The organism is Micromonospora tarensis (assembly GCF_016803395.1).
Lineage (GTDB): Bacteria > Actinomycetota > Actinomycetes > Mycobacteriales > Micromonosporaceae > Micromonospora > Micromonospora tarensis.
The window spans coordinates 1-21,590 of sequence record NZ_JAEVHL010000099.1 but is presented as its reverse complement, the minus strand read 5'-3'; the positions used below and the strand labels follow the sequence as shown (position 1 = coordinate 21,590).

Annotated in this window: 19 protein-coding genes and 1 pseudogene; 10 read left to right on the top strand and 10 right to left on the bottom strand. The window is 70.6% G+C overall.

Translation table 11 applies throughout. The annotated features are described in order from the left end of the window. The first annotated feature begins 235 nt into the window (after positions 1-235). The 4 genes from JM949_RS19330 to JM949_RS19315 all read left to right on the top strand — a co-directional run bounded on the left by JM949_RS19330 (position 236) and on the right by JM949_RS19315 (position 3,410). Positions 236-589: a hypothetical protein gene (locus JM949_RS19330; protein ID WP_203149815.1), complete on the top strand. Its 354-nt coding sequence runs from the start codon at positions 236-238 to the stop codon at positions 587-589. 181 nt (positions 590-770) lie between these two features. Beyond that, a complete protein-coding gene (trxB, locus tag JM949_RS19325; RefSeq protein WP_203149814.1) occupies positions 771-1,721 on the top strand; it encodes a thioredoxin-disulfide reductase in 951 nt (316 codons plus the stop codon). A 31-nt stretch (positions 1,722-1,752) separates the two neighbouring features. Next, a complete protein-coding gene (trxA, locus tag JM949_RS19320) occupies positions 1,753-2,076 on the top strand; it encodes a thioredoxin (protein WP_203149813.1) in 324 nt (107 codons plus the stop codon). 170 nt (positions 2,077-2,246) lie between these two features. After that, positions 2,247-3,410 carry an N-acetylmuramoyl-L-alanine amidase gene (locus JM949_RS19315; protein WP_203149812.1) on the top strand — a complete coding sequence of 388 codons (1,164 nt, stop codon included), beginning with the start codon at positions 2,247-2,249 and terminating at the stop codon, positions 3,408-3,410. A gap of 19 nt (positions 3,411-3,429) precedes the next feature. Here the strand turns inward: JM949_RS19315 and JM949_RS19310 are convergent, their stop codons facing one another. Further along, positions 3,430-4,095 carry a GNAT family N-acetyltransferase gene (locus tag JM949_RS19310; protein WP_030331852.1) on the bottom strand — a complete coding sequence of 222 codons (666 nt, stop codon included), beginning with the start codon at positions 4,093-4,095 and terminating at the stop codon, positions 3,430-3,432. A gap of 296 nt (positions 4,096-4,391) precedes the next feature. Here JM949_RS19310 and JM949_RS19305 point away from each other — a divergent pair, with 296 nt between their 5' ends. Beyond that, a complete protein-coding gene (locus tag JM949_RS19305; protein WP_203149811.1) occupies positions 4,392-5,705 on the top strand; it encodes an aminotransferase-like domain-containing protein in 1,314 nt (437 codons plus the stop codon). A 7-nt stretch (positions 5,706-5,712) separates the two neighbouring features. Beyond that, positions 5,713-6,714 carry a D-alanine--D-alanine ligase family protein gene (locus JM949_RS19300; RefSeq protein ID WP_203149810.1) on the top strand — a complete coding sequence of 334 codons (1,002 nt, stop codon included), beginning with the start codon at positions 5,713-5,715 and terminating at the stop codon, positions 6,712-6,714. A gap of 106 nt (positions 6,715-6,820) precedes the next feature. On the opposite strand, the gene JM949_RS37355 is transcribed toward JM949_RS19300, so the two are convergent. The 9 genes and pseudogenes from JM949_RS37355 to rpmH form a co-directional block, all read right to left on the bottom strand. Continuing rightward, on the bottom strand, positions 6,821-7,924 hold the full coding sequence (locus tag JM949_RS37355; RefSeq protein WP_309232229.1) for a hypothetical protein: 1,104 nt from the start codon (positions 7,922-7,924) through the stop codon (positions 6,821-6,823). 998 nt (positions 7,925-8,922) lie between these two features. Next, positions 8,923-9,945: a ParB/RepB/Spo0J family partition protein gene (locus JM949_RS19290; RefSeq protein ID WP_203149809.1), complete on the bottom strand. Its 1,023-nt coding sequence runs from the start codon at positions 9,943-9,945 to the stop codon at positions 8,923-8,925. A gap of 27 nt (positions 9,946-9,972) precedes the next feature. Beyond that, entirely contained in the window at positions 9,973-10,944 is a 972-nt protein-coding gene (locus JM949_RS19285; protein ID WP_407664783.1) for a ParA family protein, read from the bottom strand. A 610-nt stretch (positions 10,945-11,554) separates the two neighbouring features. After that, complete coding sequence (rsmG, locus tag JM949_RS19280) at positions 11,555-12,235, bottom strand: 16S rRNA (guanine(527)-N(7))-methyltransferase RsmG (protein ID WP_407664782.1); 681 nt, start codon at positions 12,233-12,235, stop codon at positions 11,555-11,557. Between the two features lie 162 nt (positions 12,236-12,397). Then, a complete protein-coding gene (locus tag JM949_RS19275) occupies positions 12,398-13,006 on the bottom strand; it encodes a Jag family protein (protein ID WP_203149808.1) in 609 nt (202 codons plus the stop codon). 211 nt (positions 13,007-13,217) lie between these two features. Then, positions 13,218-14,207 carry a membrane protein insertase YidC gene (gene yidC, locus JM949_RS19270; protein WP_203149807.1) on the bottom strand — a complete coding sequence of 330 codons (990 nt, stop codon included), beginning with the start codon at positions 14,205-14,207 and terminating at the stop codon, positions 13,218-13,220. Beyond that, positions 14,204-14,500 carry a membrane protein insertion efficiency factor YidD gene (gene yidD, locus JM949_RS19265; RefSeq protein ID WP_203149806.1) on the bottom strand — a complete coding sequence of 99 codons (297 nt, stop codon included), beginning with the start codon at positions 14,498-14,500 and terminating at the stop codon, positions 14,204-14,206. The genes yidC and yidD overlap by 4 nt, the downstream gene beginning before the upstream one ends. Next, on the bottom strand, positions 14,497-14,913 hold the full coding sequence (gene rnpA, locus JM949_RS19260) for a ribonuclease P protein component (RefSeq protein ID WP_203149805.1): 417 nt from the start codon (positions 14,911-14,913) through the stop codon (positions 14,497-14,499). Before rnpA ends, yidD begins: the two co-directional genes overlap by 4 nt. A gap of 34 nt (positions 14,914-14,947) precedes the next feature. Next, positions 14,948-15,084 (bottom strand): annotated as a pseudogene (rpmH, locus tag JM949_RS19255) (50S ribosomal protein L34). A gap of 628 nt (positions 15,085-15,712) precedes the next feature. Between rpmH and dnaA the strand changes: the two are divergent. From dnaA to recF, 4 genes are all read left to right on the top strand, one after another. Next, entirely contained in the window at positions 15,713-17,530 is a 1,818-nt protein-coding gene (gene dnaA, locus JM949_RS19250) for a chromosomal replication initiator protein DnaA (protein ID WP_203149804.1), read from the top strand. A 762-nt stretch (positions 17,531-18,292) separates the two neighbouring features. After that, positions 18,293-19,426 carry a DNA polymerase III subunit beta gene (dnaN, locus tag JM949_RS19245; protein ID WP_203149803.1) on the top strand — a complete coding sequence of 378 codons (1,134 nt, stop codon included), beginning with the start codon at positions 18,293-18,295 and terminating at the stop codon, positions 19,424-19,426. A 41-nt stretch (positions 19,427-19,467) separates the two neighbouring features. Continuing rightward, positions 19,468-20,340 carry a phosphogluconate dehydrogenase (NAD(+)-dependent, decarboxylating) gene (gene gnd, locus JM949_RS19240; protein ID WP_203149802.1) on the top strand — a complete coding sequence of 291 codons (873 nt, stop codon included), beginning with the start codon at positions 19,468-19,470 and terminating at the stop codon, positions 20,338-20,340. Between the two features lie 16 nt (positions 20,341-20,356). Further along, a complete protein-coding gene (gene recF / locus JM949_RS19235) occupies positions 20,357-21,490 on the top strand; it encodes a DNA replication/repair protein RecF (protein WP_203149801.1) in 1,134 nt (377 codons plus the stop codon). Positions 21,491-21,590 lie beyond the last annotated feature (100 nt).

The window sequence follows — 21,590 nt, the reverse complement described above, 5'->3', positions numbered from 1 at the left end:
GCCCGCGCGGCTGGGCGCGCCGCGGCGCGCCGGTGGCCGCCGCTGTGATCGCCGTCGTCGCGGTCGCCCTGGGCCTCAACCAGCTGTCGATGCGGGCGACGGACGACTCCGGTGCGGTCAGCACCATGACCGGCCGGTCCGCGCGCCCGAGGGCGTCGCGGGCGCCGGACCGGTCCGCACCACCGGGCCGGCCCTGCGCAGCGGTACGAACTACACCCCACAGACCCTTGGTGACGTGCCGGGCCGCGACGTGCCGGGTGCCAGCAGCCGAGCGACAAGCGAAGCGCCCGGTGGGCAGCCGCAGGTGGATGCCGAGGGTGATCGGCGTCCCTCGCCCGGCGGGCTGGACCAGCTGGCCCGGCTGACCGACGAGGCCGCGCTGACGACCTGCCTGGCCGACCTCGCGGCGGAGCACGGATCGGCGCCACTGGCGGTCGAGACCATCGACTACGCGCGGTTCCAGGGCGAGCCGGCACTGGTGATCCGGTTCACCGATGCGACCGGAACCCGGTGGTCCTGGGTGAGCGGCCCGGAGTGCGGAGTGCCCGGGTCCGGCTCGGACAGCCGGTATTCGGCGCGGGTAGGGTGAATCCACGGTCAACGGCACGGTGAACCCGTACGTGACCTGACCCACCGGATGCCCGGCTCGGGAATCCCCGGTTCGTAGGATGACGTTCTGGAAGTAGCTGCCGGCCCCACCCAGGCGTCGGCGAAGCGGATCAGCTTCGGTGCTCGTGCCGACGCTGACACACACAACTCGGGAGACGGCAGTGGACGAGGTCCGCAACCTGATCATCATCGGCTCCGGGCCGGCCGGCTACACGGCGGCGGTCTATGCCGCACGCGCCAACCTGAAGCCGCTGATCATTGAGGGCGTGCAGTCCGGCGGCGCGTTGATGACCACGACCGAGGTGGAAAACTTTCCCGGCTTCGCGGACGGCATTCTCGGCCCCGAGCTGATGGACAACATGCGCAAGCAGGCCGAGCGGTTCGGCGCCGAGTTCCTCACCGACGACGTGACCCGGGTCGAGCTGGTGGACACCGGCGACGCCGGTTCCGGCGCGCTGAGCACCGTCTGGGTCGGCGAGACCGCCTACCGGGCGCGCTCCGTCATCCTCTCCACCGGTTCGGCCTGGCGTCCGCTGGGCGTGCCCGGCGAGCAGGAATACCTGGGCCACGGCGTCTCCGCGTGTGCCACCTGTGACGGCTTCTTCTTCCGCAACCAGCACATCGTGGTCGTCGGCGGCGGTGACTCGGCGATGGAGGAGGCCACCTTCCTCACCCGCTTCGCCGAGTCGGTCACCATCATCCACCGGCGCGACTCGTTCCGGGCCAGCAAGATCATGGCCGACCGGGCGCTGAGCAACGAGAAGATCAAGGTCGAGTGGAACAGCACCGTCGAGGAGATCCTCGGCGACGACGGCAAGGTCACCGGCGTACGCGTCCGCAACGTGCACACCGGTGAGACCAAGGTGATGGACGTGACCGGTGTCTTCGTGGCCATCGGTCACGACCCCCGCAGCGAACTCTTCCGGGACCAGGTCGAGCTGGACGACGAGGGCTACGTGAAGGTCCACGCCCCCAGCACCCGCACCAACGTGCCCGGCGTCTTCGCCGCCGGCGACGTGGTCGACCACACCTACCGTCAGGCGATCACCGCAGCCGGCACCGGCTGTGCCGCCGCGCTCGACGCCGAACGGTTCATCGCGACGCTCAGCTGAAGCAGGAAACACATCCCGGAGGAGGGGCATAGTGGGAAATACCAAGGCGGTCACGGACAAGAGTTTCGTCGCCGACGTGCTACAGGCCGACAAGCCGGTTCTGGTGGACTTCTGGGCCGAGTGGTGCGGGCCGTGCCGCAAGGTGTCGCCGCTGCTCGAGGAGATCGCCGGCGAGATGGGTGACCAGGTCACCATCGTCAAGCTCAACATCGACGAGAACCCGGAGACCGCTCGGGCCTACCGGGTGATGTCGGTGCCGACGCTCACCGTCTTCAAGAACGGCCAACCGGTGCAGTCGATCGCCGGTGCCAAGCCGAAGGGCGAGCTGGTCCGGCTCATCGAGTCGGCTCTCTGACCAGCAGAAACAGCTCACCGAACCCCGTACCCGCTCGTCGGGTGCGGGGTTCGGTTTCTCCCGGCCGCACCGTCGACGTTTTTCCCGGCCCCGCCACCTCGCCGCCCCGGAGCGCATAGCCTCAAGCCTGGGCCGCCCGGCCAGCCAGCGTCGTGCAGAGGGGGTCGTGCGTGCGTCCGATCCGACCCGGTGACCGGGGACCAGCGGTCACTGAGATCCGTACCATCCTGACCGGCCTCGACCTGCTCAGCGCCGCTGGCCCGCACGACGACGAGTTCGACCTCGACACCGAACGGGCGGTCCGCGCGTTCCAGCAGTCCCGAGGGCTCAGCGTGGATGGTCGGGTCGGCGCGGAGACCTGGCGAGCCCTGGACGCCGCCCGCTGGCGGCTCGGTGCCCGCACCCTCTACCACGCGGTTCCCGAGCCGCTCACCGGCGAGGACGTCCGTTCGTTGCAGGAGCGGCTGCTGGAGATGGGGTACGACGTGGGCAGGGCCGACGCCATCTACGGCATCCGGACGTCCCGCGCGGTGGCCCAGTTCCAACGCGAGGTGGGGCTCACCCCCGACGGTTCCTGCGGTCCGCACACGATGAACGCGCTCCGCCGGATCGGCCGCAAGGTCGTCGGCGGTCGCCCGCAGTGGCTACGCGAGTCGGACGCGATCCGGCAGTCCGGGCCGGCGTTGGTCGGCAAGACGGTGGTCATCGACCCGGGGCACGGCGGCACCGACCCCGGGATGGTGGTGCCCGACGGGTCGCTGCGCTGGACCGAGGCGGACCTGATGCACGACCTGGCCAGCCGGTTGGAGGGTCGACTCGCCGCCTCCGGGGTGCGGGTGCAGCTCACCCGGGGCCCGTCGCCCGACAGTTGCCTGCCGGACACCGACCGGGCCCTGCTGGCCAACTCGCTGGGTGCCGACGTGTTCATCTCACTGCACCTGGACGGCCACGCCAACCCGGACGCGGAGGGGGTGGCGACCTACCACTACGGCACCGACAACGGGGTGACCTCGGCGACCGGTGAACGCCTGGCCGGGCTGGTGCAACGGGAGATCGTCGCCCGGACCGGGCTGCGGGACTGCCGCACCCACGCGAAGACCTGGGAGCTGCTCAGACTGACCCGGATGCCCGCCGTTCGGGTCGAGGTCGGCTACCTCACCTCGCCCACCGACCGCGCCCAACTGGTCGACCCACGGTTCCGGGACCGGGTGGTGGAGGCGATCGTGGCCGCGGTGCAGCGCATGTACTACCCGATCGAACGGGACGTCCCGACCGGATCACTCGACGTCAGTGAACTGCGTGCCGTGGTGGCCGCCGGCACGGTGGTCGACTGATCCACCACCACCAGGTGGGTCAGCCGTTTGTGGAGCGGGTGGCCGGGGCCGGACGCACCGGCCGGAGCAGGGTCTCCGGGCTCATCGACCCGAGCAGCTTCTCCAACGCGTACTCGACGTCGGACTTCCAGCTCAACGCCGTCCGCAGCTCAAGACGCAGCCGGGGGAAACGCGGATGCGGACGGACGGTCTTGAAGCCCACGGAGAGGAAGAAGTCGACAGGTGCCACGCAGCCACCGGCGGGATCGTCCGCGTCACCGAACTTGGCGTCGCCGAACGCCTCGATGGCCTTGATCCCCCGCTTGGTCAGGTCCCGGGCGACGCCCTGCACCAGCATCCGGCCCAGGCCGCCCCCGGCGAACGCGGCGACCACGTTGGCGGTCATCAACAGTGCCGCGTCGGCGGAGACCGGCGAGGTCGGGAACGCCATCGACCGGGGCACGTAGGCGGGCGGGGCGTACATCACGAAGCCGGCCGGCATGCCGTCGACGTACGCGAGCTTGCCGCAGGAGCCCCACTCCAACAGCGTCTGGGAGACCCAGGCCTCCTTCTCCAGGCCCGGATCACCGGCCGCGCAGGCCCGCTCCGCGGAGACCGGGTCGAGCTCCCAGTAGACGCACTGCCGGCACGGCCGGGGAAGGTCTTCCAACGTGTCGAGGGTCAGGCTGACCAGACGTCGCGACATATGGCGCATCCCCACAATAGGCTCGGTGGTGAGACCGGCATGGAGCGACAGCGCCGCCTTCCTGCCCCCGACGAGCGATCGTACGCCGCCGATCGGCGATACGGGAGGGGACGCGCAGATGCCCACCCCGGTGGGGGACGCCGACGACGGTCCGCCATGTGGTAGATCCGCTCCGGCCCGGCGGCAGCGGGCCCCAGGCGGACTAGGATCGACAATCGGTGTCCTCCGTCGCCATGGTCAGCGGTGGGCGGGGTACCCGGGACGGGAGCCACCCGAGCAGCGATCGAGGTGAGGTCATGACCGGCACGACACTCGACGACTACACCGACCGGTACGCCCGGCGGGTACGCGGGATGACCGCCTCCGAGATCCGAGCACTGTTCGCGGTGGCCAGTCGCCCGGAGGTCGTGTCGCTCGCCGGTGGCGCACCGTACATCGCCGCTCTGCCCCTGGACGCGGTCGGTGAGATGCTCGGCCGACTCGGCTCCGAGCAGGGTGTGACCACTCTCCAGTACGGCATCGGCCAGGGCACCCTTGAGCTGCGCGAGCGGATCTGCGAGGTGATGGCGCTCTCCGGGATCGACGCCGCGTGCGGTGCCTCCCCGGAGGACGTCGTGGTCACCGTGGGCGGGCAGCAGGCACTCGACCTGGTGGCCCGGCTCTTCCTCGACCCGGGTGACGTGGTGCTCGCCGAGGGGCCCACCTACGTCGGTGCGCTCGGGGTGTTCCAGGCCGCCCAGGCGCAGGTCGTCCACGTGCCGATGGACGCGGACGGGCTGATCCCGGAGGCGTTGGAGTCGGCCATCGCCGACCTGACCCGCGCCGGCCAGCGGGTCAAGTTCCTCTACACGATCCCCACCTACCAGAACCCGACCGGCGTGACGCTCAGCGAGGAGCGCCGGGAACGGGTGCTCGACATCTGCGAACGCGCCGGGCTGCTGGTCGTCGAGGACGACCCGTACGGTCAGCTGGGGTTCGAGACCGAGGCGCCGGCGCCGTTGCGGGCCCGCCGCCGGGACGGCGTCTTCTACCTCAGCACCTTCTCCAAGACCTTCGCGCCCGGCCTGCGGGTCGGCTGGATCCTGGCGCCGCACGCGGTCCGCGACAAGCTCGTCATCGCCAGCGAGGCGCAGATTCTCTGCCCCAGCGGTTACGCCCAGGCCGCGGTGGCCACCTATCTGCGCACGATGCCGTGGCGGCAGCAGCTCAAGGTCTACCGCGAGGTCTACCGGGAGCGCCGGGACGCCCTGCTCGACGCGATGGCCGACCTGATGCCGGAGGGCACCAACTGGACCACGCCGGCCGGTGGCCTCTTCGTGTGGGCCACCCTGCCCGACGGGCTCGACTCGAAGGCCATGATGCCGCGAGCGATCGCGGCCCGGGTCGCCTACGTGCCCGGCACCGGTTTCTACGCCGACGGCACCGGCACCGGCGCGATGCGACTCAACTTCAGCTTCCCGCCGCCTGAGCGCATTCGCGAGGGCGTTCGCCGGCTGGCCACTGTGATGGAGCAGGAGATCACGATGCGCCGGGTCTTCGGCGCTGTGGGTGGTGCCGCCGGCCGCCGCGGCCGGGCCGGCTCCGACGTGCCCGGGCCCGACTTGGCATGATGCCCGCATGGGTACGACCGCCGAGCGCCTCCTCGTGACCGATTCCGCCGTCTCGGCCGACCTGCGCGTCGTGGTGCTCGCCGGCGGCCTCTCCTACGAACGGGACGTCTCACTGCGCTCCGGTCGCCGGGTGCTCGACGCGCTGCGCGCTGTCGGAATGGAAGCCGAGCTGCGGGACGCCGACGTGGCGCTGCTGCCGGCACTCGCGGTGGACCCGCCGGATGCGGTGGTGATCGCGCTGCACGGTGCCACCGGCGAGGACGGCTCGCTGCGCGGGGTGCTGGATCTCTGCGACATCCCGTACGTCGGCTGCGACGCCCGTGCTTCCCGCGTGGCCTGGGACAAGCCCTCGGCCAAGGCGGTGCTCCGCGAGGCCGGCATCCCCACCCCGGACTGGGTGGCGCTGCCACACGATCGTTTCTCCGAGCTCGGCGCGGTAGCCGTGCTGGATCGGATCGTCGACCGTCTGGGCCTGCCCCTGATGGTCAAGCCGGCGCAGGGCGGGTCCGGGCTGGGCGGGGCGGTGGTCCGGGACGCCACGGCGCTGCCCGCCGCGATGGTGGGCTGCTTCGCGTACGACTCCACCGCCCTGGTGGAGCGGTACGTGCCCGGCATGGACGTGGCGGTCTCCGTGGTCGACCTCGGCAACGGCCCACAGGCGCTGCCGCCGGTGGAGATCGTGCCGCGCAACGGCGTGTACGACTACGCCGCCCGCTACACGGCGGGGCGCACCACCTGGCACGCCCCAGCCCGGCTGGACCCGGAGGTGGCTGCCACCGTCGCTGACGTGGCCCTCGCCGCGCACACCGCGCTCGGTCTCCGGGACCTGTCCCGCGTCGACGTGATCGTGGACGCGGCCGGCCAGCCGCACGTGCTGGAGGTCAACGTCTCGCCCGGCATGACGGAGACGTCGCTGCTCCCGCTCGCCGTGCAGGCGGCGGGCCTCGACTTCGGTCGGCTCCTCGGCACCCTGGTCGTCCGAGCAGCTGCCCGCCTCGCCACTTCCTGAGCTGCCGCCGGGGCGTCAGCGCTCGCGGCACCCGTGAACGACCCCTGAGACCGGCGCATGTCGCACGCCTTGGAGCGGAGACGCCAACCTCAGGGGCGGTTCCACCTCAGCGGGTGGTAGGCAGATCCGGCGTGTCGCGGTCGTCGGCGGGCGAGGTCGAGACGGACGCCGCACTCGGGGTGTGGGTTTCCCCGCCGCCGTCGGAGGCGGCCCCACTCACCGCCGCGCTGGCGGCTCCGTCGGTGGTGGCGCTCGCCGGCTCCCGGAGGCTTCGGGGTTCGTCGGCGGGCGTTTCCGGCGCGCCGACGACGCCGGCCGCTGGGACGGTGGACACCGGGGCGTCGGCCGCGGCGGTGCCAGCGGTGCGGTCGGCCGGGGATGCCGACCGCGCCTGTTCACCCGTCGGAGCGGCAGTGCTGTCCGTCGTCGAGCTGGCACCGCCGTCCGTTTGCACGACGACCGGAGCGGCCGAGGGCGCCCGATCGGTGTCGTTGGTGACAGCGTCGGAGGTGGCGTCGGGCGCCGGTTCCGGAATCTCCTCTGCCGCCTCGATGACCGAGACGGCCTCCTCCGCCGCTGCCGCTGCGGCGGCATCCGCGGCGGCGGACTGGGCCAGCAGACTGGACGGGGCCTGCCACTGGATGCGGGGCGGCTCGGCGAGCGGGCGACCACCGAACTCGGCGAGCCAGGCGGCGACCAGCGCCAGATTTTCCCGCCACTGCGCCTCGGAGATCGGCGGCAGGATCGAGTCCCACAGGGAGAGGAACGTACCGCGCAACTGGAGGCGGCCGTACGGTCGCGCGAGGAACCACATGTGCAGGTGAGCCGAGCCATCGCCCCACCGGTTGACGTGCACCCGCGCCACCCCGTCGAGAGACCGGATGGCCCGCTCCAGCCGTACGGTCATCACCCCCAGCTCGGCAGCCAACAGGTTCGGCAGGTCTCCGAGGTCAAGGTGGGACCGCGATTCCAGGATGAGCACCATCGGCAGACCGGTGGGCCGGTCCATGGCACGGACTCGCCACCGCTCACCCACCCAGATGTAGGCGTCGTCGGGTGCGTTGCAGGCGGTGCATTCCCGGAGACCCTCGCCCTTCCGGGGCGGTTCGACCGGGACCGGATCATCGAGTTGCTTCACGCGGAGGTCGCCCTCGAAGGGAAATGACGGCCACTGGGTGAAGTCCGGGACTGAGGGAGGGGTGTCGTGCACGACGCTGACCCTAACCGAGTCTGGCACCGCTGTCCCTACCTGTTTGACCGGTCCCCGGCCGCCAGAGCGACGGTCCGCACCAGCGAACGCACGGGGGTCGCGGGGCTGCCGCCGAGCGATATCCACAGGCTGCCGAGATCGTGAATACACGCCGTCATCCACAGGCCCGCACCCACTCCCACGCGCTGTTTCACGTGAAACGGAGGGTGCCTGTGGAAAACCGCTGTGGATAACTTTTCTGCCGGTCGGTCGTTGTCCCGCGACCGGTGATCCGGCGATCTCGACCGCCGCAACGGTGGCCGGTTGCGGCGGGACGCCGTGCCCGGCGCTGGCCGGCCCCGACCTGATCCGCCAGGTCCGTTGGACACCGGTATGCGGTCCCGGCGTGTGGTCGCCGGTGGGCAGGCGCTCGGGCCGACGATGGCCTCACGGTCTTCTCGCGGACTACTTGAGGCACCGACGCCAGCGCTGGCTGCCGGCGGCGGACCGCGGTGAAGACGAGCCCGGCGATGTCGAGCTGGTTGGTGGCGAGCAGCAGCCCGGCGTTGAGGGCTGCGCCTGGGCGCCGACGGTGGCCCCCATCGGTGCCTGCCGCAACGCCACGAGCAGAACCGCCGCCGGCGACGAAGTCGATGGAGAGGGCGGTGGCACGACCATCCCTCGCTCAAACGAGCGCTGGAGGTCCGCACGACTGCTACCCGACCCCAACTACCCCTCCGGGCGGCCAGCAGCTCCAGCGGCCCACAGAACGGGCGCAGCGCGCCTCCGTGGCCACCGTTGTGGGCAGCTGCCATCCGAACCGGGTTTCACGTGAAACGGCCGCGCCGGTTCGCCCCCCTGGGGCGCGGGGCAAGGAGCGCGCGCAGCCATCGGTCACCGCTCGCTCGACCACCCGGGCTCGGAGCGATTCGTCGGTGCTGTTTCACGTGAAACGCGGCCCGAACGCAGAACGGCCGCGCCACCCCAGACGGGGTACGCGGCCGTAGCCGAGCGCGGGCTCAGTCCCCGCTCTCCTCATCCTGCTGCACGCCGATGATCCCGACGATCCGCTCCAGGTCGTCCACAGTCGCGAACTCGATCGTGATCTTTCCTTTGCTTCGACCGATGTCCACCTTCACCCGGGTGTCGAACCGGTCGGACAGCCGATCGGCGAGATCAGTCAGAGCCGGCGCGTGCGCCTTGGGACGGCGCTTGGCGGCCTGCCCCTTCTCTGGCCCGTCGTTCAGGGCCAGGGCCACGATCTCCTCGGTCGCCCGCACCGACAGGCCCTCGGCCACGATCCGCAGGGCCAACTGCTCCTGCGCCTCCGCCTCGTCGAGGCTCAGCAGTGCGCGGGCGTGACCCGCCGACAGGATGCCGGCAGCGACCCGGCGTTGCACAGGAGCCGGCAGGTTCAGCAGGCGGATCGTGTTGGAGATCTGCGGGCGACTCCGGCCAATCCGGCGGGCCAGCTCCTCGTGGGTGGCCCCGAACTCCTCCAGCAGTTGCTGGTAGGCCGCGGCCTCTTCGAGCGGGTTCAGGTTGGCCCGGTGGATGTTCTCCAGGAGGGCGTCGCGGAGCATGGCGTCGTCGCGGGTGTCCCGGACGATGGCGGGGATGCTCTCCCGGCCCACCGCCTGGGCGGCCCGCCAGCGCCGCTCGCCCATCACCAGCTCGTACTTCTCGTCGTCGAGCTGCCGGACGACGATGGGCTGGAGGAAACCGACCTCCTGGATCGAGGTCTTGAGCTCCTCCAGTGCGTCCTCGTCGAAGACCTGACGGGGCTGCTTCGGGTTGGGCAGGATCGCGTCGACCGGGATCTCGGCGAATCGAGCACCGGGCACCGGGCTGAGCACGGGCTCCGGCTCGTGCACGGGCGGGGCGCCGGCAGTCGTCGCGGGCACCGCCGGCGTGGTACCGGCATCGTCCGCGAGCTCGTTCTCCGGCTCGGCCGTCACGGTGCCGGCGGCGCCCGGCACGGGCCCGGTCGGGATCAGTGCCCCCAGGCCCCTACCCAGACCGCCCCGAGGACGGTTCTTCATGCCACGCCTCCCAGCAACTCTTCCGCACTACGCATTCCGGCCCACCGGCTCCTTGACCCCTCGCTCGGCGATCTCCTGGGCGGCCTCGAAGTAGCTCGTGGCACCCCGCGATCCGGGATCGTAGGTCATCACCGACTGGCCGTAGCTCGGTGCCTCGGAGACCCGAACGTTGCGGGGGATGACTGCCTGGAGCACCTTGTCGCCGAAGTGGTTCCGGACGTCTTGCTCGACGGCGTCGGCCAACCGGGTCCGGCGGTCGTACATGGTCAACAGGATCGTCGAGACATCGAGCTTCGGGTTGAGGTGTTGACGCACCAGGTTGATGTTGTTGATCAGCTGGTTGAGCCCTTCCAGCGCGTAGTACTCACACTGGATCGGGATCAGCACCTCCTGCGCGGCAACCAGGGCATTGACCGTGAGCAGGCCGAGCGAGGGCGGGCAGTCGATGAACACGTAGTCGAACTCGCCCGGGTAGGCGGCGATGGCCCGGTCCAGGCGCGACTCCCGCGCCACCACCGACACCAGCTCGATCTCCGCACCGGCCAGGTCGATGGTCGCGGGTACGCACCAGAGGTTGGGGATGCCCTCGACAGCCTGCGCCACCTCCACCAGCGGCATGCTGTTGATCAGGCAGTCGTAGACGTCGGGGACACCGGTGTGGTGCGGAACGTTGAGCCCGGTCGAGGCGTTGCCCTGCGGGTCGAGGTCCACCACGAGCACCCGGTTGCCGTGCAGGGCGAGCGCCACCGCAAGGTTGACGGTGGTCGTGGTCTTGCCCACGCCGCCCTTCTGGTTGGCGACGCACATGACCCGGGTCCGGTCCGGCCGAGGCATGGTCACCTCGCCACTGGGATTCAGGATCTGCACGGCGCGCATCGCCTCCATTGCCAACGGTGGGTCATCCTCTTCACGCGTCGGGGTTTCACGTGAAACGTACGTGGGGTCGGCCGCCACGGCGGCCAACGACTCGGTCGACGCGACCGGCGCGTCAGTGATCATCGGCACGGCGTCCCGGACGACGGCCGCAGTGGGCTGCTGGGGGACCGCCGGCTCGAAGCGAACCGCGGCGGCGGTGTTACGGCGCCCGGACGCCGACCTCACCTCGGCAGCGTTGACCGGACGGCTGAGACCCTCCGCCGTCCGACGACCGCTCGGCGAGTCCGGGGCGGGGAAGGCATCCGGCCGCCCCGAACCCGGCAGTTGGTCATGCGCCGCTGACGGATCGCTGTCCGCGGATCGGCTCGGTGACCCGGTCGCGCCGGGCGACCAACTCGGGTAGTCGGTTTCACGTGAAACGGGATCGCCGGTCGACCCGGTCACGTGTGGATCGTCGTACCTGCCGTCGTCATGCACCTGTCATCCCTGCCCGCTTCGGATGGTCGGTCCGCGCCCCGGTCACCTCGGCCGCGCCCGCGCCCGCGTCCCGGAGCGTGCGGCCCTCGGGAGCGGTCGGAGACCCGCGACGTCCGTCACCCACTCCACACTATCGACGCGCGGTCAGCCTACGGCGGACGGGCGTGGCCGGTCCACGTCGGGTTCTCAACCCCTCGTCCATCCGTACCGGTACAACGAGGCAACCCACCGACCGGAAGCCCGATCGGGCGGACTGTCAACCCCGGCGGGGGCGTCCGCCGCGGGAGCGCTTCTTTGCCGCCGGGCGCGGACCGATCATTCGCTCGCGGACGATCTCCACGACCGTGGTGGGGGGATCGATCACCGCGACACCGCAGAGCCGCACGGCTGGCTCGCCACCACCGAGTCGCGCCACCACGTCGGCGTGCTCCTCGACCTCCGCCTCGGCGGACGACCCCTTGAGCGCCAGCAGACGCCCGCCGCGAATCGCCAGCGGAAGACACCAGCCCGCCAGTCGATCCAGCGGCGCGACCGCCCGCGCGGTCACCACGTCTCCGCTGATCGGCTCCCGGCCGCTCGATCCGGTGGCCGCCTCGTCGGCCCGACCGCGGAACACCCGCACCGACTTGGTCAGGCCCAGGCGCTCAACAACCTCGACCAGGAACGACGTCCGGCGGGCGAGCGGTTCGATCAGGGTGACCGTGAGGTCGGGGCGCGCGATGGCCAGGACCAGGCCCGGCAGGCCGGCCCCGGAGCCGACGTCGAGCACTGTCGCGCCGGACGGGATCCGCTCGGCGACCGCGGCACAGTTGAGCAGGTGCCGGTCCCAGATGCGGGGCGCCTCCCGGGGCCCGATCAGGCCCCGCACCACGCCATCGGTGGCCAACAGTTCGGCGTACGCCGCGGCCAGGTCGAGCCGGTCGCCGAAGAGTGTCAACGCGGCCGGCGCCAGCTCGGCCGGCAGCGCCGCGTCACCGGGCGACGGTGCCGTACCGGGACCGGTGGCGTCGGAGGTAGCGGGCCGGACAGCGGACGCCCGGGCGGCGTTCCGCCCGGGCCGGTCACGGCGTCGGCCGTGTGATCGTCGTGGGTCACCCGGTCAGTCCGCCGGCCGTACGACGATGCGCCGGTCCGGCTCGACACCCTCGGACTCGCTCAACACACCGGACATGGCGTTGACGACGTCGTGCACGCACTTGCGCTCGAACGCGGACATCGCCTCCAGCCGGACCGGCTCGCCGTACTCCTTGACCTTCTCCACAGCGTTCTTGGCGACCGCGGCGAGCTCCTTGCGGCGGTTCGCCCGGTAGCCGCCGACGTCGAGCAGCAGGCGGCTCGGCGTCCCGGTCTGCCGGAAGACGGCCAGTCGGGTCAACTCCTGCAACGCCTCCAGGGTGGCGCCGCGCTGACCGACCAGACTCTGCAGCCGTTCGCCGACGACCTCGACCATCGGACGGCCGGCGGAGACCAACTCGTCGATGTCGCCGTCGTAGTCGAGGATGTCGAGCAGACCCTCGACGTAGTCGGCGGCGATCTCGCTCTGCCGGAACAGGTCGCTCTCGCCCACCGTCTTCTTCACCGGGGTGGCAGCGGTGTCGGTGTCGTCGTCGGCCTCGGTGTCATCGGCGTCGTCGCCGTCCACCGCGAGCGTCGCGGTCTCCTCCTCGTCCAGGGGCTGCTCGGCGCGGGGGATGCTGGTCTCGGTCACGGTCTCATCTCCGTACTCGCTCGGCCGGACCGTCGGGTCCGACTGGTTTCCCGGGGCCGGCGGGAGGTCGCCGGTGCCCGCGGGCACGTCTGTACGGGCAGTGTCGCCCGTGGCCGCACAAAGCGCTGTCGGTTCCGCTCGGCGCCACCGGACGGCGGCTGCACGGTGCGGAACGGGCCGTCGCCGGTCACCCGACGACGGCCCTCGAAGATCAGCCCTGCCGCTTGGCGGGACGGCTCTTCTTCGGGTTGTTCACCGGCTTGGCGCCCGGCTTCGGCCCGGCCACCTTCGGAGCGGCCGCCTTGACCGGCGCCGGCGGGGCCGCCTTGCCGCGACCGAACAGGCCACCGGACTTGGCCGGTTGCACCGGGTTACGAGCGGCGGCGGGGGCGACGGCCTTCTTGGCGGTCACCGGCGGCGGGAACTTCCGGAGCACCCACTGCTGCTGGCCGAGAGTGAAGAGGTTGTTGGTGACCCAGTAGATGATCACACCGATCGGGAAGATCGCGCCGGAGATCAGCAGCGACGCGGGGATGCCGTAGAGCATCAGCCGCTGGATCATCCGCTGCTGCGGGTCCTCGGCCCAGCCGGTCTTGAGGATCATCTGACGGCTGGTGAGGTAGGTGGTCGCGATCATGACCAGAACCAGGATGCCGGCAATGATCTTGACGGTGCTACCGGTGGCGCCGAGGCGCGACAACTCATCGGCCGTCGAGCCGAACTTGCCGGCGATCGGGGCGGTGAAGAGCTTCGCCTGCGAGGCGCTCTGGAACTGGTCGACGCTCCACCCGTACAGGGTCTTGCCCTGGTTTGCCGGGTCCAGCCGCTTCAACGTGTGGAAGAGACCCAGGAAGACGGGGATCTGAAGGAACATCGGAAGGCAACCCATCAGCGGGTTGGCCTTCTCCTTCTTGTACAGCTCCATCATTTCTTTCTGGAGCGTCTCCCGGTCACCCTTGTGCTTCTCCTGAAGCTCCTTGACCTTGGGCTGGAGCGCCTGCATCGCCCGCTGCGACTTGATCTGCTTGACGAAGACCGGGAAGAGGATCACCCGGACGGTGACCACCAGGAAGATGATGGACAGGATCCAGGCGAAGTTGGTGCCGATCACCGCGCCCACCGGCACCCCGATGGCGTCCCAGGCAGAGTGCCAGGTCAGCAGGATCCACGAAATCGCGTAGTAGATCCAGTCGAGACTCAATTCGGGGCTCCAGTCACATCAGCACGGCGGCGGCCGCCCGGCTCCGGCACCGGGTCATGTCCACCAGGGTGAAAGGGGTGGCAGCGCAACAGCCGCCGGACCGCCAGCACGGCTCCCCGCAGCGCGCCGTGCCGAACGACCGCCTCCTGGGCGTACGCACTGCACGACGGGTAGAACCGACAGCGAGCCGGCAGTGCCGGACTTATCCACCGACGGTACGCGATGATGGGCGCGATCAGCACCTTGGCACCGGTTGTCGACGGTCGGGGGCTGGTCTGGTCGGTATCGCTCATCGGGACCGCCGCTCGCGGGGCGACCGGGCGACCGCGATGGCGGCGTCCAGGTCCGCGGCGAGCCGAGGGTACGACGCCTGCGCTGCGGCGGGGAGTGCCCGGACGACCAGGGTGCTTCCGGACGGCAGGGCAGCCAACCGTTCCCGGACCAGCGCCCGCAGGCGGCGGCGGACCAGGTTCCGGGTCACCGCGTTGCCGACCGCCTTGGAGACGACGAAGCCGGCACGGGACGGCACGGACGACTGCTCCGCACTGGTGTCCCGCGCCGGCTCCGGCAAGGTCGGTGTGCTGGGGTCGACGGCCACCGGCATGGTCAGGTGGACCACGACGGCGCCACGTCCGGCTCGTCGGCCACCGCGGACCGCTGCGGCGAAGTCAGTGCTGCGCCGCAGTCGCTGTGCGGCGGCCAGCACGACTGCCCACGTCCCCTGGACCGGCCCGGTCGGCTCAGGCCGACAGGGTGGTACGACCCTTGGCGCGCGGCTCGAGAGGATGGCACGGCCGGCACGGGTGCGCATGCGCAGCCGGAAGCCGTGGGTCTTCGCGCGCCGGCGGTTGTTCGGCTGGTAGGTGCGCTTGCTCACGTCAGGCTCTCCGTTTTCGTACGCGCCCCGCGCGACGGGATCGCCGGGGTCGTGTGGTGGTCCAGGCCACCTCGACGGTGGCCCCCGATCGGTGCTGCCCGGCGGAGCGGAAACCTCGGCGATGCGGGGATGCGACCGCGGACAGCAAGCACCCATCACCCTAGCAGAGGGCGTGAAAGCAGCCGTTCCAGCCTACGCAGGGGGGCAATGACCGTCAAACACCCCGAGCCGCCGACAACGGGACGCGCCCGAGGCCGAAGGGTGGTTTTCGCTGATGCCGACAAGGGCGCAACCGCGTCGCCGGTTGATGGCGCAGGGACAACGCTGTTACCGTGCCCGATTGCGGTTAGCGTCTCCAAGCTCCGGTCGCCGCGCAGGCAAGACCGGACAAGGCAGTGAATCGTTCGGCACGGTGAACCCGCTTCAGCGCCCGTTCAGGCAGGGGGCAGGTCCCACCCGCGTCCGGCGGCGGCCACAATCGGTCGGTACACAGGCTGTGGATAACTTGTGGATGACCACCGGTCGACCGTCCGGGTGGGTGTTGTTCCACCCGCGAACGCGGCGGGCCCGGGACGGCCGGCTGGCAGACAGCGGCGGCCGGGAGCAGAGGCGAGGGGGTGGCACGACGGTGGCCGGTACGACCGACCTTGCCGCAGTGTGGTTGGCGGCGACCGACGAGCTCGCCGACGAGATCATCTCTGCCCAGCAGCGGGCCTATCTCCGGTTGACCCGGTTGCGGGCGATCGTCGAGGACACCGCGCTGCTCTCCGTCCCGGACGCGTTCACCCGCGACGTGATCGAGTCCCGGCTACGCCCGGCGATCACCGAGGCGCTCACCCGCCGGCTCGGCCGACCGATCCAGGTCGCGGTCACCGTCCGGGTTGCCGAGGACGCCACGGGTCGACCGGCCGGCACCGTCTACCGCAGCGCACCGGAGCCGCTCGACATCGAGGGCCCGGGTGCCGCACCGGTCGACGACCAGGCAGCCCGACCGACCACCGACGTCAGGTTCCCTGAGCAGTCGTCCGCGCCGCGTACCTCCGACCTCGCGCCACCCGCCCCGGCGGGTCCGCCGCTCGGGCCGACCGTCGACGGACCGCGGACAGGGTTGATCCCGGCCAGCCGGGACGGGCAGGAGGCGCTGTTCAGCGCCGCCTTCGCGGAGCCGACGCGGTCGCCCCGACCGGGGCCGGACCGGCGCGGCTACGACGAGCAGGCGGCCCGACTCGACCCACCCGGCCCGGACACCAGGCCCTACGAGCCCCGCTACCGGGACGACTCGGCGTCGCCCCGCGACCAGCACGTGATTCGCGCGCTCCCCCGCGACAGCGGAACGGACAGCGGACCGGGCCGCAGCGCGGTGGACCACCGCACGGGTGGTCGCGACGACCGCCGCTTGCCCGGTGCCGACACCGGCGGCAACCGGCTCAACCCGAAGTACATGTTCGAGACGTTCGTCATCGGCTCGTCCAACCGCTTCGCGCACGCGGCGAGCGTGGCGGTGGCCGAGTCACCGGCGAAGGCGTACAACCCGCTCTTCATCTATGGGCACTCGGGGCTGGGCAAGACCCACCTGTTGCACGCCATCGGCCACTACGCCACGACGCTCGGCAACGCCCGCTCGGTCCGGTACGTCTCGACCGAGGAGTTCACGAACGACTTCATCAACTCGCTCCGGGACGACAAGACCAGCGCGTTCCAGCGGCGCTACCGCGACGTCGACATCCTGCTGATCGACGACATCCAGTTCCTGGAGAACCGCGAGCGCACCCAGGAGGAGTTCTTCCACACCTTCAACACGCTGCACAACGCCAACAAGCAGATCGTGATCACCTCCGACCGGTCGCCGCGCCAGCTCGCCACCCTGGAGGACCGGATGCGAACCCGGTTCGAGTGGGGGCTGCTGGCCGACATCCAGCCGCCGGATCTGGAGACCCGGATCGCGATCCTGCAGAAGAAGGCGGCGCAGGAGCGGATGTACGCCCCGCCGGACGTGTTGGAGTTCATCGCCTCCCGGGTGTCGAACTCGATCCGGGAGCTGGAGGGCGCGCTGATCCGGGTTACCGCGTTCGCCAGCCTGACCCGGTCGACCGTCGAGCTGTCCCTGGCCGAGGAGGTGCTCCGGGACTTCATGCCCGACGGCGCCGGCCCGGAGATCAACGCCGACCAGATCATGGCCTCGACCGCCGACTACTTCGGGGTGAGCCTGGAGGACCTGCGTGGCCAGTCCCGGTCCCGGGTGTTGGTCAACGCCCGGCAGGTGGCCATGTACCTGTGTCGCGAGTTGACCGAGCTGTCGCTGCCCCGGATCGGGCAGGCGTTCGGTGGTCGGGACCACACCACTGTGATGCACGCCGACCGGAAGATCCGTCAGCAGATGGCGGAGCGCCGCTCGCTGTACAACCAGATCGCCGAGCTGACCAACCGGATCAAGCAGAACAGCTGAGGCGTACGGCACAGAGTCTCGGGACACGCCCGGCCGGAGATCCGGCCGGGCGTTCCTTTTTCGCTCGATGACTGGACCCTCGACATGGTGGAGACCACAGGATCGAGGCCGTGACCGCCCTGGCCTCCACTCGTTGTCCACAGCTCGTTGTCCACCGTCGGTGGATAACTACGGTCCGTCCTTCGCTGGTTACCCACAGGCTGTGGAGAAACCCTGTGTACGAGGCTGTGGACGCCTGGGGACAACGGGCAGGTTTTCCACCGATCACCGTCGACCTGTGTACGAGCTGTTGAAGGTTCTGGGGATGACGGCAATGGTGATCTTCACCGCGATCCACAGGCTTGGGGAGAAAGTCGGTGGATTACCGGTGGACAACCGGTGGACGACGGTGGATAACCGGTCGACGAGACCGGGCTGTGGACACACAAGCCGGTTGTACCCCCGGTTCTCCACAGCTAAATCACCTGTAGATAACCTGTCTGAGCTGCGCAGACGTTCGTTGTCCACAGTTTGCACAGGTGCGATGAAGACGATGAGTTATCTCTTCTAAGAGAACAAAAACCAATCATCACCGTTGGGCTTTCTGTGGATCGGGCCGAACGCTGCCGGATCAGCCGGTCAGCATCGACACGATCGAAGGGGTCGGGCGCACAGCCGATGCCCTCGCGCCCTAAGGTGCGATGGGTACCCGCACGGTCGGGCGGGACGGTAGGCAGCGGTCGGCATGAGAGAGTTGTCGCTGACGTCGACGCGGAGGCATTGATGAAGTTCCGAGTAGAGCGTGATGCGCTCGCCGAGGCCGTGGCGTGGACCGCGAAGAGCCTGCCCAACCGGCCATCCGTTCCGGTGCTGGCCGGGGTGATGCTCCGCGTCACCGACGGCAACCTGCGGGTCTCCGGGTTCGACTACGAGGTCTCCAGCCAGGTGACCGTCGAGGTGCAGGGTGACGCCGACGGCGCCGCACTCGTCTCCGGCCGGCTGCTCGCCGAGATCACCAAGGCGTTGCCGGCCAAGCCGGTCGACATCGCCGCGGTCGGCGCCCACCTCGAGCTGGTCTGCGGTAGTGCCCGGTTCACCCTGCCCACCATGCCGGTGGAGGACTACCCCGCGCTGCCCGAGATGCCGCAGAGCGCCGGCACTGTCGACGCCGCCGCCTTCGCCACCGCGGTGTCCCAGGTGGCCATCGCGGCCGGCCGCGACGAGACGCTGCCGATGATGACCGGCGTCCGGGTCGAGCTGTCCGGCAACACGCTGTCGATGCTCGCCACCGACCGCTACCGGCTGGCGCTGCGCGAGATCCAGTGGCGACCGGACGACCCCGAGGTGAGCATCAACGCCCTGGTGCCGGCCCGCACCCTGAACGACACCGCCAAGGCCCTCGGCCCGCTGGGTGGCGAGGTCACCCTCGCCCTCGCCCAGGGTGCCGCGGGTGAGGGCATGGTCGGCCTCGCCGGCGGCACCCGCCGCACCACCAGCCGCCTGCTGGACGGCGCCAACTACCCGCCGGTGCGTTCGCTCTTCCCGGCCACCCACAACGCCGAGGCCCGGGTGTCGGTGAGTACGCTGATCGAGGTGGTCAAGCGGGTCGCGTTGGTCGCCGAGCGGACCACCCCGGTGCTGCTCAGCTTCAGCGCCGACGGCCTGGTGGTCGAGGCCGGGGGGTCCGAGGAGGCCCGAGCCAGCGAAGCCATGGAGGCCACCTTCACCGGTGACGCGCTGACCATCGGCTTCAACCCGCAGTACCTGATCGACGGCCTGGCCAACCTGGGTTCCCAGACGGCCGTGCTCTCGTTCGTCGACGCGTTCAAGCCCGCGGTGATCTCCCCCGCTGGCGAGGATGGAGAGGTCATTCCGGGGTACCGGTACCTCATCATGCCGATCCGCGTCTCGCGCTGATCGCGCCACAGCAACACCCAGATCCACGGAGGTAGAAACACATGCAGCTCGGCCTTGTAGGACTCGGCCGGATGGGCGGCAACATGCGGGAGCGGTTGCGTGCTGCTGGCCACGACGTCGTCGGGTTCGACCACAACGCACAGCTGAGCGACGTTCCGACCCTCGCGGGCCTGGCAGAGAAGCTTGAGTCGCCCCGCGCGGTCTGGGTCATGGTGCCCGCCGGTGTCACCGATGCCACCATCGACGAGCTCGCCACCGTTCTCGGTGAGGGCGACATCATCATCGACGGCGGCAACTCACGCTTCAGCGACGACGCCCCGCGCGCGGAGCGGCTCAACAAGCTGGGCATCGGCTACCTGGACGTCGGCGTCTCCGGGGGTGTGTGGGGCCGGCAGAACGGCTACGGGCTGATGGTCGGTGGCGCACAGGAGCACGTGGACCGGCTGATGCCGATCTTCAACGCGCTCAAGCCGGAGGGTGAGTTCGGCTTCGTGCACGCCGGGCCGGTCGGTGCCGGGCACTACTCGAAGATGGTGCACAACGGCATCGAGTACGGCCTGATGCACGCCTACGCCGAGGGCTACGAGCTGCTGACCGCCTCCGAGCTGGTCACCAACGTGCCGGGGGTGTTCAAGTCCTGGCGGGAGGGCACCGTCGTCCGCTCCTGGCTGCTCGACCTGTTGGACCGGGCGCTCGACGAGGACCCGGAGCTGGCCGACCTGAGCGGTTACACCGAGGACACCGGCGAGGGCCGGTGGACGGTCGACGAGGCGGTCCGGCTGGCCGTGCCGCTCAACGTCATCACGGCTTCGCTGTTCGCCCGGTTCGCCTCACGACAGGAAGACTCACCCGCCATGAAGGCCGTCTCCGCGCTGCGTCAGCAGTTCGGTGGGCACGCCGTGCACAAGCGCTGAGCGGTATCCACAACCTGTGTACGTTCACCGGCTGGAACTGGTCGACTTCCGCTCGTACGAGCGGGTGGCCGTCAACCTTCAGCCGGGGGCGAACGTCCTGATCGGCGCCAACGGCGTCGGCAAGACCAACCTCGTCGAGGCGCTGGGTTACGTGGCGACCCTGGACTCGCACCGGGTCGCCACCGACGCACCCCTGGTCCGGATGGGCGCCGCGTCCGCGGTGATCCGCTGCGCGGTGGTACACGACGGCCGGGAGCTCCTGGTCGAGCTGGAGATCGTGCCCGGCAAGGCCAACCGCGCCCGGCTGGGCCGTTCACCGGCGCGGCGGGCCCGGGACGTGCTCGGCGCACTGCGACTCGTCCTCTTCGCCCCGGAAGACCTCGAGTTGGTCCGGGGCGACCCGGCCGAGCGTCGCCGCTACCTGGACGACCTGCTGGTCAACCGGCAACCCCGGTACGCGGGCGTGCGGGCCGACTACGAGCGGGTGGTCAAGCAGCGCAACGCCCTGCTGCGCACCGCGTACCTGGCCCGTAAGACCGGTGGATCCCGGGGCGGGGACCTCGGCACCCTCGCCGTCTGGGACGCCCACCTGGCCCAGCACGGCGCGGAGTTGCTCGCCGGCCGACTGGAGCTCGTCGCCGCGCTCACCCCGCACGTCGCCAAGGCGTACGACGCGGTGGCCGCTGGTCGGGGCGCGGCCGGCATCGCCTACCGGCCCTCGATCGAGCTGGCCGAGCCGACCACCGATCGGGCCGCGCTGGCCGAGGCGCTCACCGCGGCCCTGGCCGCGGCCCGTTCCGCCGAGATCGAACGGGGCACCACCCTGGTCGGTCCGCACCGCGACGAGCTGGCGCTGAGTCTTGGCCCGCTACCCGCCAAGGGTTACGCCAGCCACGGCGAGTCCTGGTCGTTCGCGTTGGCGTTGCGGTTGGCCGGGTACGACCTGTTGCGCGCCGACGGCATCGAGCCCGTGCTGGTGCTCGACGACGTCTTCGCGGAGTTGGACACCGGCCGCCGGGAGCGGCTGGCGGAGTTGGTCGGTGGGGCGAGTCAGCTGCTGGTCACCTGCGCGGTGGACGACGACGTGCCGGCCGCCCTGCGCGGCACCCGCTACCAGGTCGGCGAAGGGACGGTACGTCGTGTCGGATGAGCCGGGAACCACTCCACCGGCGGCGGGTGACGGCTCGGGCGCGGGTACCCCGGGGCCGGAATCGGACGGGCGGTGCGCCGGCGGCGGCCAGTGGGCCGGA

What these genes read in the sequence shown, in the direction of transcription:
- JM949_RS19310 (WP_030331852.1), bottom strand. Translation starts at nt 4,095, where the DNA reads ATGTCGCGACGTCTGGTCAGCCTGACCCTCGACACGTTGGAAGACCTT.
- JM949_RS19305 (WP_203149811.1), top strand. Translation starts at nt 4,392, where the DNA reads ATGACCGGCACGACACTCGACGACTACACCGACCGGTACGCCCGGCGG.
- JM949_RS19300 (WP_203149810.1), top strand. Translation starts at nt 5,713, where the DNA reads ATGGGTACGACCGCCGAGCGCCTCCTCGTGACCGATTCCGCCGTCTCG.
- JM949_RS19290 (WP_203149809.1), bottom strand. Translation starts at nt 9,945, where the DNA reads ATGAAGAACCGTCCTCGGGGCGGTCTGGGTAGGGGCCTGGGGGCACTG.
- JM949_RS19285 (WP_407664783.1), bottom strand. Translation starts at nt 10,944, where the DNA reads ATGATCACTGACGCGCCGGTCGCGTCGACCGAGTCGTTGGCCGCCGTG.
- yidD (WP_203149806.1), bottom strand. Translation starts at nt 14,500, where the DNA reads ATGAGCGATACCGACCAGACCAGCCCCCGACCGTCGACAACCGGTGCC.
- dnaN (WP_203149803.1), top strand. Translation starts at nt 18,293, where the DNA reads ATGAAGTTCCGAGTAGAGCGTGATGCGCTCGCCGAGGCCGTGGCGTGG.
- gnd (WP_203149802.1), top strand. Translation starts at nt 19,468, where the DNA reads ATGCAGCTCGGCCTTGTAGGACTCGGCCGGATGGGCGGCAACATGCGG.